Consider the following 12,655-nt stretch of genomic DNA (forward strand, 5'->3'; position numbering starts at 1 on the left):
TCGCTATGCGTCGCTGTCGACCTGGATGTAGTCCGGGAACTCCGGCCGGACGGAAAGATCGTTCTCGTACAGGTAGTCGCTGCCGTCCTGCTCGACGACCCGGAAGTTGGCCAGCTGGTAGGTCAGCAGCATCTGCCGGTTGCGGTCGGTGCGGCGGAACCGCGCGAACAGCCGGGTGCCCTCGTCGGCGGCGCGGCGCAGCAGGAAGGACAGCAGGACCGTGCCGACGCCCTTGGACACCGTGCGGCAGGACATCAGCAGCAGGTTGATCACCCAGCGGTCGGCGTGCTTCTCGACCAGGGCCATGCCGATCTTGCCGTACGAGCCGTACCGGTCGGTCAGTTCGCAGACCCACAGGTCGTGGCCGGGGTCGCGGCTGAGCCGTTCGAGGTGGTCGTAGGAGTACTGGATGCCGGTGGAGTTGAGCTGGTTGGTCCGCTCGGTGAGCTCCTCCAGGCGCGGCAGGTCACCGTCGGCGGCACGGGCGATGGTGAACACCATGTCCAGGCCGCGCAGGAACTCCTCCTGCGGGCCCTGGTAGCCGAGTTCGGCGTCGCCGCGCGCCTGGTCCTGCAGGTACATCTCGCGGCGGCGGGCGGCGTCCTCGGTGACGACGGCGGGTGAGAGGCGGGGCAGGGTGGCCAGCGTGAGGTGGTCGGCGGCGTCGACGGTCTCCACGTCCGGGTGAACGAAGGAGACCTCGTCGCGCTCGAACGGCTGGTCGTCGACGAACATGATGGTGTCGAACCCGATGTTCAGCCGCTTCTGGATCTCGGTGACCGAGCTGGACTTGCTGTTCCAGTTCACCTGGGGGTACAGGAAGTACTCGGCGAGGCCCAGCTCGGTGAGCCGGCGCAGCGCGTCGTCGTGGTTGTTCTTGCTGGCGACCGACTGCAGGATCCCCCGCGAGTCCAGGGTCCTGACGAGGTCGACGATCCCGTCACGCGGGACGACGTCGTCGCCGGCGGACAGGGTGCCGCGCCACAGCGTGTCGTCCAGGTCCCACACCACACATTTGGCCATTTTCATCGAACAGATTCTCCGCAGTTTGTTCAGTGCCCGTAGGAATAGAAACCCTGGCCGCTCTTTCGGCCGAGCAGCCCCGCCGCCACCATCTTCTTCAACGTGGGGGAACATCGGAACTTCGGATCCTGGAACTCTTCGTGAAGAACGTTCAACGAATTGACCACGGTATCGAGGCCGATGAGGTCGGCGGTCTCCAACGGGCCCATCTTGTGCCCGTAGCCGAGCTTGAAAACAGCGTCGATCTGTTCCGGCTCGGCCACCCCGTCGCCCACCAGGAAGGCAGCCTCGTTCATGAACAGATGAGAGAGCCGGTTCGCCACGAACCCCGGCATGTCATTGACGACGATCGCCTTCTTGCCGAGGGTGCCGACAAAGTCGCGCGCCTGGGCAACGGTGTCGTCGGAGGTGTGGAACCCGCGCACGACCTCAGCGGCCCCGAGGAGGGGGACCGGGTTCATGAAATGGATCCCGATCACCTGGCCGGGGTCGGCGAGCAGCGCCCCGAGCTTGGTGATGGAGATGCAGCTGGTGTTGACCGCGACCCGGGTAGCGTCGCTGAGCAGCGGACGAAGCTCCAGGTAGAGCCGCTCCTTGGCCGCGTGGTCCTCGACGATGTTCTCGACGACCCAGTCCGCCTTGGCCACCTCGGCGAGGTCGGTGGTGGCGCGGACGGCGCCCAGGATGTCGTCGGTCTTCCAGTCGCTGGCGTCCGGCGACATCATCCGGAATTTTCGAACCAACCCACGGATCTGGCCGGGAACCGCGCTGGTCACGTCACTGTCGTGATCGACGAGAACCACGTCGTATCCGTTGGCCGCGCAGGTGATGGCCACGTCCTTGCCCATCACGCCGGCGCCGATAACTCCAACTGTCGCCATTCCTCATTGCCTTTGCAACTAAAGGTCCGCACGCACGACAAGGACAGCATTGCTGCCGCAATGCCGCCAACAGAGTATCCATGCATCTGCTTCAGGTTTGACCGCACCGTCCCCTGTACGTCAATACCTGATGAACAGCGGTACAACTGTCAACAGATCATGTTCACGCCCCCAAGCTCCACTTTGGTAAGCGCACAAGGTACCGGGACCACTGGTCACTGTAAAGGTCAAACCGACTGTCACGGAAATATCAGACCCTTAGACCGAACGGTCGCATACCGCTGGTCGAAACCGCCGCCTGCGTCCATTCGGGTGACATGCGCCTCTATCCGTCCACAAAGGCCTCCATCACGATTTCGGACCCACACAACCGCAGGTCAGAGCCACCACAACCATTCCGTGACAGTGCCTGAGGTGAACCTTTAGCAGGTGACCGAGGCGAAGAAGGCCGGATCGGTGAGAGTTGGTGCTGATGGCCGAGGGCATCAACACCGCAACAACGTCAAAAACGGACGTCAGGGACGCGTTGTGATCACCGTGCGCGTTGCGTCGTGCGCACTTCGTGACCGGGTCTCCCCCATGACCGCGCCGACGAACTCCCGTTGAACACTCCACCAACGACACGACGTACCCAACAGTTACGCCTTCGTTTGCGACAGATGTGAGACTGGTTGACGTCGGTGGTGTATCGGTGGTGTGTCGGTGGTGCCGCGCGAAGGCCTGCTTCAGCGGCGGGTGGCGATGATGATTCGGTTGTCGGCGTAGCCGGAGGTTCCTCCCACCCAACGGCCGCCGCACGTGACCAGGACCAGGCGATGGGCTCCGGTTTGGCCGAACAGGTCGGTGGCGCGGCCGGGTAGCTCGTCCTTGTCCAGGGTGACCACCTCGGTGACCTGGAAACGCAACGTGCGGCCGGACCGGTCCACGATCGTCACCGGGTCGCCCTTGTTGGTGCGCCACAACTCGGCGAACGGACCGATCGCGCCGTTCCAGTTCACGTGACCGGCGAGCACCGTGGCGCCGCTGGCCGCCCCGGGGGACGCTCCCCACCACGTTGCCTCATCAAGGTCATCAGGCACGGGGAGAACGCCGTCGCGGACCTCGCTGGGAACCAGGGTCGCGGTGCCGCCCTCGGCCAGGCGCACCGTTCCGGCGCGCTGGGCCGGAGCAGGAGGCGGGGCCGGGGGTGGGGAGGCCGAGGACGACGGGGGCGCGGGCGGGGGGCGCGTCGCGGTGGTGGGTAACGGTTGCCGGGGTGCGGCGGGCAGATCGACGGTGTCGCCGATCTGGAGGACCGTCGTCGACACCGGCACGCCGTCCACGGACTCCGGTGCGGCGCCGCCCACCGCCACCACGGCGCTGTAGGACGCGACCACCGTCAACACCACGGCCGTGGCGGCGTGCCGCGCGCTCACCGGCGACGCAGGTGCCGACCGCCACGGCGGCTCGACGGGAGGTGGGCCAGCAGCAGCGCCACGAACACCGCCGCCACCACCGCGACGATGCCCAGCAGGATCAGCGACGACGACGTCGGCGTGTCGGTCAGCGCCGCCTGGGCGGCGGCGGGACGCGGGGACTCACCGGCGGGAATCGTGGACGGCACCTCGGGAGGCGTCGTTGTCGTGGTGACGGTGGTCGTGGTGGGCGGCGGGCTGGCCGTGGTGTCGCCGGCCGCCACCAGCTCCTCCTCGCCGCCGGTGCTCACCACACGCTGGGTGTCCACGTCGACCGCTTGGCGCACAACGGGAACGGCGGCGGGAGCGGCCAGCGTAACCTCGACCTCGGGGGCTTCGGAGGTCGGGGTCACCTCGACCGTGACCGGGGCGCCGTCCTCGGGGGTGGGGATCGTCGCCGTGCCCACCTGTTCGCCGGTGGTGGGGTCGGTGAAGGTCGCGCCGGCGGCGGTGACCGTCACCGGGACCGCGCCGACGCCCGAACCCGCGGCGTTGAGGACCTCGAAGGTCCACTCGCCCGGTGTGCCGATCGTCTGGGCGCCATCGGGCGCGGCCACCGAGGCGGTCCACGGGCCACGGTTGGCGGCGGCGTCCTCGGTCAACGCGGCCACCGCGGCCTTCGCCCCGGCCGGGAGCTTCGCCAGGTGGAACGGCGCGTCGTAGGCGATGTGGCGGAAATCGTTGGACGGATCAAGCTGGGCGGGGTTCTGCGGGCCGGATGTCCAGCTGTGCAACAGATGCGCCAGCGCGGCCGCCTCGTCGGCGCTGTCGGTGTCCGCGTAGCGCAGCAACAGGTACGAGATGTCCGACGCCACGTCCGCCGGCAGCGGCGTCCCCCACTTCGTCCGCAGCTGCTGGCCCGGCTGGTACTGCTCGTTGGTGTCCGGCGCCAGGTACGCGAACTGCACGCACCACACCTGGTCCCCGCCCACGACGTAGGACCCGATCCAGTCCGCCGCGTCCGGGTTGTTGGCGTAGGGCTGCGCCGGTCTGGTCTCGTGACCGAGCCCGATCCGCACGTCGGCGCTCGCGGTCGGCGCCCCGACCAGCAGCAGCCCGGTCACGAGAACAGCGGCGCCAAGCCTCGCCATCACGGTCATTCGCCCCAGCCCCAAGCCTTGTCGTGGATACACACGTTGAGCGACCAACTCCACCCTGTCGGCCACGAACGCGCGCCACAATCCCCCACCAGTGTGGGGCTGGGGTTACTCAGCTCAGGAACGGATCCGAATCGCGGACACGCACCAGCCGTCGTCGTTCTCCATCTCGGCGACGATCGTGGCGGTGCCCTCGCCGCTCATCGACAACTCGATCATGGCCCGCGCGACGTCGCCGGCCTCCTGGACGTCGTCGACCGACGCGCTCGCGTCCATCCCCTGCAACTGCGCCAGATCGGACTTCATCCGGTCCGCGTCGCCCGGCGAACACGCGTGCTCGTCGATGATGTCCTCGTCCCGGGTCTCGATCACCTCGACGACCAGCTCGGCGAGCTGGTCGGGGGACGCGTCACCACCGGAACCGCCACTGGAACCGGAACCACCACCGGAGTCACCTGATCCACCGGAACCGCCGCCGTTGGGGCCAGGAAGCCCGTTGGGCAGGTCGGATCCCTCGGAGGTCGTGTCCCCGCCGCCGCCTCCGCCGTCGGCCGTCGAGTCGTCGTCGTCACCGCCGAGCGTCAGGACGAGCACCACGGTCACGGCGGCGACCACCACCACCCCGACGAACGCGGCGATCATCCCGGTGTTGTTCTTCCTCGGCGGCGGGTACTGGCCGTAACCGCCCGGTCCCGGCGGCGGGTACTGGCCATAACCTCCGCCCTGGGGCGGCGGGCCGTAGCCGCCGGGACCCGGTTGTGGTTGTCCGTAGCCGCCGGGAGGTGACGGTGGCCCGTAGCCGCCGCCCTGCTGTGGCCCGTATCCCCCCTGCTGCGGGTAAGTCATGATCACGCCCCCTGGTTGAATTCTCGACGCCGGGAGCGTAACCGGTGGACCCCGCACCGTGGTGCCCGTATGGGAACCCTGTCAGGCCCCACGGACAACGATGTCACCCCGGCGGGTACTGGCCCGCAGTTCGACGTGCCGGGTGAACGGGCCGGTACCGGTCACCGTGTCGCGAACGTTTCCCTTGGTGCTGTTGGCTTTCACCGTGACGGCGGTGTGCTCGTCGATCCCGACCTCGATGCCGCCGGCGGCGTTGGCGAGGTCGGCGACACCCCGGGTGAGCCGGCCGATCCGGATCGGACAGTGGCCCGCCCTGGCAACAACGTCCGCATCCGCGTGGTCGATGTCGAAGCTGCCACTGGCACCGGTCAGGTCGACGGCCGACCTGGCGTGGCCGATCCGGAGCGCGCCCGCCGAGGCCCGGTAACGGATCGGGCCGTCGACCTCGGCCAGGCACACCCCGGCCGCGCCACCGTCGAGCGTGGCGGCACCGGCGACGTGGCCGATCACCAGGTCACCGGCGGCCAGGTCGGCGCGCAGCGCCGCGACCCGGTCCAGTTCGACCCGCCCGGAGGACACGCTCAGGTCACAGTCGCCGAGCGGGCCGTTGGCGCGCAGGTCGGTCCACGCGGTGTCCAGCTCCAGCCGGGAACCGGCCGGCAGCTCGATGGTGATGGCCACCGAACCGTTGCGGGAACCGGGTTTCGTCGTCCGGACCGACAGGCGCCCCTCGGTCAGCTCGACCTCGGTGCGCTCGGCGACCCGCACGTCGGCCCGGTTCGTGCCGTCGAGCGGCTCGACGCGCACGATGGTGTCGGCACGCTCGCCGGCGGTGACCCGCACCCGGGCACCGGCGGTGGTCAGCGCGGCGGTGATGGGGGTCGGCGTGGCGAAGACGGTCATGGGAATCACTCCTTGGCGTTCTGTTCGTTGAGAGCAACGATCGCCGTGGCAGCTGACACGGGCCTGTCACCGCGCGGACCCCGCCAGCGGGGCCGTGTCAGGAGGGAGAACGAGATGGGTCAGGCGCCGTCCACCGTGCTCCAGCTGGGAATGCTGGCGCTGGTGGTGCTTCCCGGGATCACCTACCAGTTCCTGCGGGAACGCTGGCGCGGCCCGGTCCCCGGTGAACGAGACCTGGGTGAGCGGGTACTGCGCTCGATCGCCGCCTCCATCCTGCTGGACACCCTGTACCTGGTGGTGGCCGGACCGGCGCTGGTGCGCCTGGCCCGCGAGATCGGTGCCCGGGGCTGGGACGGCATCACCGACCAGGCGCGGCTGGTGGGACTGCTGGGGCTGCTGCTGTTCATCGTCGTGCCGGCCGGCGCGGCCGGCGGCGTCACCTGGTGGCAGCGGCGCGGCCGGCGGGCGGCCCGCTACCGGGGCACGCCCACGGCCTGGGACAGCATGTTCCGCGACAGCGGCTCGTGTTTCGTGCGGGTGCGGCTGCGGGACGGGGCGTGGGCCGGCGGCTGGTACGGCACCCGCTCGTTCGCCACCTCCTACCCACAACCGGCCGAGATCTACCTGCAGACCGCGTGGATCATGGACCGGGACGGCCGGTTCGTGCGGCCGATCGCCCACAGCGGCGGGCTGCACGTGCGCGCCAGCGACGTCGACGTCCTCGAACTGGTGCTGCCGTCCCCGACACGACCGGAGGAACCCCGATGAACCGCCCGGAACCCACCCCGTACGAGCGGGAGCTGATCGACGAACAGCACCACCACCGCGGCTACTCGCCCGACGACGACGTCCCCGAACCCACCGAGGGACCGACGGAGCCGGCCGGACCCTCCGACCCGAAGGAGTAGCCGCTCACCGGCCGAGGTGCACGTAGCCGGCCCACAGGCCGGGCAGGTTCGGGAACTTGTCGCGGGCCGTGCGGGTCGCCGCGTGCACCGCGCCGGCCGCGTCCGGGGCCGCGCCGGACCGGATCAGCCGGTGCAGCTCGGTGTAGGTGTCCCGGGTGAAGTCGCGGGCCGCCCGGTCGGGGATCGCCCACAGTGTCGCGATGACGTCCGGGAAACCGGCCAGCTGGAACGCCGACGCCAGGTGGATGGCCTCGTCGGTGTGCCGGGGCCCGGTGCGCGCGGTCTCGCACGAGGACAGGTAGGCCAGCGCCGGCTCCGGCAGCACCAGGCGGGAGATGTCGGCGGTGGTCAGCGGCCGGTCCTGGTGGTCGTGGAGCAGCAGCCGGCCCCGGGACGGAATGTCGCGGTCGATCATGCCGTGGCAGGCGAAGTGCGCCCAGGTGTGACCGGGGAGCTCGTCGAGCACCCGCTGGCGGGTCGCCTCGCCGTCGCGCAACGACACCCCGCCGGGGAACAGCTCGCGCACCAGCGCCGCCTCCCGTTCCGCGCCCGGCAGCGGCGCGGCGCCCGGCGTGTGGGACATCGCCACGACCAGCGGGCGCGGCGCGGACCGCGCGGCCGGCCGGTCCCTGGCCGCGGCCAGCGCCCGCACGGTCGGCGCGTAGGAGGAGATCGCCCTGTCCAGCAAGGAGATCCCGTCGCGGTGGTGCCCGGCGGCGTGGATCGGCAGCAGCGCCAGCGGGCCGGTGGGGATCCACCACACCCTCGGCGGCGGCCCGGCGCCGGTGATGCCGGCGGTGTCGAGCACGGGTTCGACGACCTCGTCCCACAGCCAGGCCAACACGTCGTGCACGGCCCGCTGGCGGTCCAGGTCGGTGACCGCGCGCAGGGCGTGGTGGAGGGTGTCGGTGCGCTCGCCGACCTGGGCGGGGGTGATCGTCAGCGGCACGGTGCGCGGGCCGTCGGGCCGCACGACGATCGCGTCCGCGCGGTACTCGCTGACGGTGAGGTACACCACCGGCCCGGCCGCGCCCTGGGCGAGGACGCGGTCCGGGTCGGGGGTGGCGGCGAAGCCGGCGAGCCCGTCCTCGGCGCGGATCCGCGCCAGCAGGTCGTCCCAGCGTTCGGTCCGGGCGCGCCGGGTGCGCCGGGCCTGGTCCTCGGTGGGCGCGTCAGGCGGGCTGTCCAGCACGTCGCCGAGGTCGGGCGACGGGTCGAGCGCCTCACGCAGCTCCTCGAACTCGGCCGCCAGCGCCGGGTGGCTGGCGTGCAGGGCGGTGAGGTCGGCGCGGGTGTCCATCGCGCGGGAGAGCAGCACGCCCCGGCCCTGTTCCAGCAGGACCAGCGCCCGCCGCTGGTCGCCGGTGGCCAGCGCGCAGGCCGCCGCGTTCGCGGCGATGCCCGACCAGCGGCCCAGCCGGTCCTCCTGGTCCTCGCGGCGCAGCTCACGCGACGCCACCAGCGGAAGCAGGCCGATCACACCGGCGAACGCGGTCACCGCCTCGGCGTACCCGCCGGTGGACGCGGCGATGTCGCCGCGGACCAGACCGGCGCGGATCCTGGTCGGGACGTCGGCCAGGTCGTGGGTGGCGGCATCGCGGGCGGCGTCCAGGGCCCAGCCGAGGTTGCGGTCGCGCTGGGCGTGGGCGCGGCCGAACCGGTGGCGGTCGTGCAGAGCCAGGGCGAGGTTGAGCCGGTGGTCGGCCCACTGCGGATCGGTCACCGAAACCTGGCCGCTGGCCCGGTGGGCGAGCCGGATCGCCTCGTCCAGGTCGTCGACGCGGCGCAGCAGCCCGAACCGGGTCCGCAGGGCGTGGGCGAGGGTGTTCTGGCCCTGCTGGAACAGGCGGTCGCCGGGCAGCAGGCCGCGCAGCGCCGACCGGCCGACGTCCACCGCCTCGGTCAGGTCGGCCGCGTTGGCGCCGTGGCGGCCACGTTCGGCCAGCAGGTCGCACAGCGTCATCAGGTCCACGGGGCGCGGCGCGCCGGTCAGCCGCGCGGACCGCACGCCGCGGCGCACCCGCTCGATGGCGAGGTCCAGGAACTCGGGCTGTTCGGTGCGGTCGTACTCGGCCCGGTACAGCGCGGCGAACTCGCTGCTGCAACGCGGGAAATGCCGGCTGCGGAACGGGACGAGGCGGGTCGCGGCGTGGCAGGCGGTGCGGGCGTCCCGCAGGTCGCCGGCGCCGCCGACGTGGTCGTGGCGCAGCCGCAGCGCCGTGCTCAGCAGCGAGAGCACCAGCCCGCAGCGCACACCGCCCCGGTAGTCGTCGACGGTGCGGCCGTGGCCGATGGCCTCGTCCAGGTCGTCGAGGTGCCGCCGCCGCTCGTAGCGGGCCTGCAACGCGGTGAGCAGGGCGGCGCGGTGGGTGAGCTGGGAGGTGTGGCCGTTGGTGGCGGTGACCGCGTCCCGGAACCGGTCCACGGCCCGGTCCAGCGCGTCGCCGTCGCCGGTGGCCAGGAACACGCGCAGCCCGTGCTGGCCCTCGGCGTGCCAGAGGGCCGCCTGGTCCGGCGCGAACGCCGCGTCCGCCCGCCGTTGCCGCTCGAACAGCATCGTGCGTCGCAACCCGGCACCGCCGGCGATGACGAACGAGACGTGGGCGACGTCGAAACCCCAGCCCTCCATGGTTCCCAGGAAGTTCGCCACCGCGTAGCACAGGAAGCCCAGCCCGAAACCGAACTGCCGGTAGCGGGTGAGGAACAGGATCCGCCCGTGGCCGGCGTAGAAGGTGACGACGGTGAGCCCGCCGACCATCGCCATCAGGTTGTGCCCCATGGCTAGGCCAGGCTTCTGGCCAGAATTCTCTTGGCCCGCTCCCGCTCCGACTCGTACCCGGGCACGATCCGGCACAGCTCGGTGTACAGGTCGACGCTCTCCTGGGCGAGCTGGCGGGCCTCGGCCTCCGGCGCCATCCCGTCACAGGACGGCAACACCGCTTGGTAGAAGCGTTTCCGCTCCCCGAAGAAGTTCAGCGGTCCGCCGCTGCCCACCACCCACGCCGGCACCGCCGCCCAGGACAGGGCGGGCCGTTCCAGGATGAACCGCGCCAGCAGCAGCCGCGCCTGCGCCGCCCCGGCGATCCGCGCCTGCGCCGACAGCGGCCCGTCACCGTTGAGGTCCATCCCCGGGTTGTCGTCGCCGGCCACCGCCCCCGCGACCAGCGCCGGCTGCCCGCCGACCGGATCCGCCAGGTGCGCGGCGGCGAGCGTGAGCCGGGCGTAGAGGCGCAGCGGGCGGGTGGCGTTGAGCTGGTCCATGACCGGCAGTCCCTCCCGGCCGGCCGCGGACATGGCGTGGTGCAGCGGCATCAGATCGGACCGGTCCTGGGTGAGGCAGCGCAGCAGGTGGTTGATCGTGTCCTGGTAGTTGAGCCCGCCGCGCAGCCGCTGCCCCGAGGCGACCTGGGTGCGCGCGAGGTCCCACTGGGACAGGGCGCGTTGCAGCTGGCCCTTCCCGCCGGCCGGCAGCGGCCGCTGCGGCGACCGGATGGACCGCACCACGGTCATCAACGCCAACACCAGACTGATCGCCGCGACAACCAGCTGCCCCCGGTCCTCGACCGCGACCTCGACCCACCCGTCGGTGAACCCCCACACGGCGACGCCGACGCCGATCCCCCACAGGAACTGCACCGCCAGCCCGTCACCGATGAACGAGTCGACCAGGATCAGCACGCCGACCCACCAGATCCCCAGTCCGACCAGACGCGCGTCGGTCCCGGTCATCAGGAAGATGCCGACCGCGATACCGAAGATCCCCCAGCGCCCCACCACAGCCGCCCCCTTCGTCGCGGACGTGTCGATTGAACCGGGCGGTGATTCCGGGCGTCAATATCCCCGGGGTTTCGGGGACCGGTCCCCGAAGACCCGAACGAAGATCACCATTCCCACCAGTTCGACCAGCGTCTGCGCCACCACCACGACCGAGGCGACCGCCAGTTGGCTCGGCAGGGCAAGAGCCAGCGGCAGTACCACCAGCGAGTTTCTCGTGGCACCGCTGAAGATGACCGCTGTCGATTCCGGTCCGTCCAGCCGGAACACCCGGGCGAGCGCCGTACCGGCGACGGCCATGGCCGCCAGGAAGAACGCGTAGAACGGAACCACCTGGACAACACCGACATCGAGCGCCGACATCTGCGAGGCGGTGACGGTGAAGAGCGTGACGGCCATGAGCGGAACCATGGCTTTCGCCGCCTGCCGTTTCCCACGCTGCGTGAGCGCGGCAAGGGTCAACGGGACGACGATCAGAAAAAGAAAGGCTTCCAGGAAAGGGCGGGGGTCGACGAGGTCGGCGAGGTCCGGTCCCAGGAAGAGGAAGAGATAGGCGGGGAGCAGGATCAGCTGGGCCAGCAGGAGAACGGGAGTGGTGGCCAGGAGTTTCTCGCTCGCCCCGCCGGCCAGTCCGCTGAAGACGATGACGTAGTCGATACACGGGGTGAGCAGGACCAGCAGGACACCTGTTCTGATGGCCAGGTTCTCGGGAAGAAAAGGGAAGATGGCGGCGACCGCCAGGGGAGCCAGGACGAAGTTCCCGATGAGGACCGCGGCCAGGAAGCGGTCCGGGCGGGGGACGAGCCTGGTCAGGGGAATCTGGAGAAAGGTGACGTAGAGGAGAAGGGCGAGGGCGGGGGTGATGGCGGGAGCGAGGGAGGTGGCCGAGGGGATGGCCCAGCCGGTGAGGGCGCCGGTGGCCAGAGCGCCCAGGTAGATGGCGATCTGGTGGGTTTCCAGGTTGGACAGTGGCGGGCTCCCGTGGTTCTTGTTCGTCTCACCGCGGTTGGGGGCGTGGGAACAGGTCGGCGAAGGGGCAGTTCCCGCACTGGCAGTTCGTGAGGCTCTCGCAGTGGGCGTCGACCACGCGGATCAGGTGTTCTCGGATCGTGGAGAGGTCCGCTATCCGGGTTTCCACCTCGGCGATCTTCGCGAGGGCGCGGTCCCGTAGGTCCGGGGCGCCGTGGCGGACCGCCAGCAGGTCGGCGACCTCGTCGAGGGTGAAGCCCAGTCGCTGGGCCGTTTTCACCACCAACAGTGTTGTCACCGCTTCGGTGTCGTAGTTTCGGTGGTTGCCCGGGGTTCGGGGCGGTTCGGGCAGCAGGCCTCGGCGTTCGTAGTAGCGGAGTGTCTGGAGGTTCACTCCGGCGGCCGCCGCCACCTCCCCCGACCTCACAGCGCCGCCTCGGCCTGGGCGAGGAGCCCGTCCAGCACCGCCGTCCTGCCGACCGGCACCCGGACGTCGACCACCAGCCCGTCCGACTGCCGCTCGACGGTGAAGTCGAAGAACGAACAGCAGTCCGCCTCTCGTTCGACCAGGTCCCGCACCTGCTCGTCCACCTCCGGCCCGCCGGTGAACCGGAGCCGCACCTCTTCCGGCCCCAGGCGACGAGCTTCCTGTAGCCCCTTGGCGAAAACCTCGTCGAACTCCGCGAAGCGTCCTGCCTGGTCGCCCAGTGGCAGTGTGCACGCGTCCGCTGGTGCCCATCCCTCGCCGAACCGCGACGGTGTTGGCATGTCCACCTCCTGGTCGTCGCCCTCCGACCACG

13 protein-coding genes are annotated in these 12,655 nt (G+C 70.6%); 2 read left to right on the forward strand and 11 right to left on the reverse strand.

Translation table 11 applies throughout. From position 1 onward, the window contains the following. Window positions 1-3: 3 nt before the first annotated feature. The 6 genes from BLA60_RS17060 to BLA60_RS17085 all read right to left on the reverse strand — a co-directional run bounded on the left by BLA60_RS17060 (window position 4) and on the right by BLA60_RS17085 (window position 6,204). Entirely contained in the window at window positions 4-1,029 is a 1,026-nt protein-coding gene (locus BLA60_RS17060) for an HAD-IIIC family phosphatase (protein ID WP_075133877.1), read from the reverse strand. A gap of 23 nt (window positions 1,030-1,052) precedes the next feature. Continuing rightward, window positions 1,053-1,904 carry a 3-hydroxyacyl-CoA dehydrogenase family protein gene (locus BLA60_RS17065; RefSeq protein ID WP_075133878.1) on the reverse strand — a complete coding sequence of 284 codons (852 nt, stop codon included), beginning with the start codon at window positions 1,902-1,904 and terminating at the stop codon, window positions 1,053-1,055. Between the two features lie 725 nt (window positions 1,905-2,629). Beyond that, entirely contained in the window at window positions 2,630-3,319 is a 690-nt protein-coding gene (locus tag BLA60_RS17070; RefSeq protein WP_162292972.1) for a class F sortase, read from the reverse strand. After that, complete coding sequence (locus BLA60_RS17075) at window positions 3,316-4,458, reverse strand: hypothetical protein (RefSeq protein WP_211288757.1); 1,143 nt, start codon at window positions 4,456-4,458, stop codon at window positions 3,316-3,318. Before BLA60_RS17075 ends, BLA60_RS17070 begins: the two co-directional genes overlap by 4 nt. Before the next feature lie 114 nt (window positions 4,459-4,572). Then, window positions 4,573-5,301 carry a hypothetical protein gene (locus BLA60_RS44840; protein ID WP_211288758.1) on the reverse strand — a complete coding sequence of 243 codons (729 nt, stop codon included), beginning with the start codon at window positions 5,299-5,301 and terminating at the stop codon, window positions 4,573-4,575. 81 nt (window positions 5,302-5,382) lie between these two features. After that, window positions 5,383-6,204, reverse strand: coding sequence for a DUF4097 family beta strand repeat-containing protein (locus BLA60_RS17085; protein ID WP_075133881.1), 822 nt, complete (start codon window positions 6,202-6,204; stop codon window positions 5,383-5,385). A 114-nt stretch (window positions 6,205-6,318) separates the two neighbouring features. On the opposite strand from BLA60_RS17085, the gene BLA60_RS17090 reads away from it, so the two are divergent. After that, entirely contained in the window at window positions 6,319-6,972 is a 654-nt protein-coding gene (locus BLA60_RS17090) for a DUF6338 family protein (protein ID WP_075133882.1), read from the forward strand. Beyond that, the gene (locus BLA60_RS43320) at window positions 6,969-7,112 is read left to right on the forward strand and encodes a hypothetical protein (RefSeq protein ID WP_154814410.1); all 144 of its coding nucleotides are present in this window, start codon (window positions 6,969-6,971) and stop codon (window positions 7,110-7,112) included. Before BLA60_RS17090 ends, BLA60_RS43320 begins: the two co-directional genes overlap by 4 nt. Window positions 7,113-7,116: 4 nt before the next feature. On the opposite strand, the gene BLA60_RS17095 is transcribed toward BLA60_RS43320, so the two are convergent. Genes BLA60_RS17095 through BLA60_RS44850 form a run of 5 tightly spaced genes read right to left on the reverse strand, consistent with a single transcriptional unit; the run spans window position 7,117 to window position 12,623 of the window. Beyond that, the gene (locus BLA60_RS17095) at window positions 7,117-9,891 is read right to left on the reverse strand and encodes a CHAT domain-containing protein (RefSeq protein WP_075133883.1); all 2,775 of its coding nucleotides are present in this window, start codon (window positions 9,889-9,891) and stop codon (window positions 7,117-7,119) included. A 2-nt stretch (window positions 9,892-9,893) separates the two neighbouring features. Next, the gene (locus tag BLA60_RS17100) at window positions 9,894-10,889 is read right to left on the reverse strand and encodes a hypothetical protein (RefSeq protein WP_075133884.1); all 996 of its coding nucleotides are present in this window, start codon (window positions 10,887-10,889) and stop codon (window positions 9,894-9,896) included. 54 nt (window positions 10,890-10,943) lie between these two features. Next, complete coding sequence (locus BLA60_RS17105) at window positions 10,944-11,855, reverse strand: arsenic resistance protein (RefSeq protein ID WP_342744753.1); 912 nt, start codon at window positions 11,853-11,855, stop codon at window positions 10,944-10,946. Window positions 11,856-11,883: 28 nt separating this feature from the next. Continuing rightward, a complete protein-coding gene (locus tag BLA60_RS44845; RefSeq protein ID WP_075133886.1) occupies window positions 11,884-12,282 on the reverse strand; it encodes a MerR family transcriptional regulator in 399 nt (132 codons plus the stop codon). After that, window positions 12,279-12,623, reverse strand: coding sequence for a hypothetical protein (locus BLA60_RS44850; protein ID WP_075134017.1), 345 nt, complete (start codon window positions 12,621-12,623; stop codon window positions 12,279-12,281). The genes BLA60_RS44845 and BLA60_RS44850 overlap by 4 nt, the downstream gene beginning before the upstream one ends. Window positions 12,624-12,655: the final 32 nt, after the last annotated feature.

This window comes from Actinophytocola xinjiangensis, assembly GCF_001921215.1.
Taxonomy (GTDB): domain Bacteria; phylum Actinomycetota; class Actinomycetes; order Mycobacteriales; family Pseudonocardiaceae; genus Actinophytocola; species Actinophytocola xinjiangensis.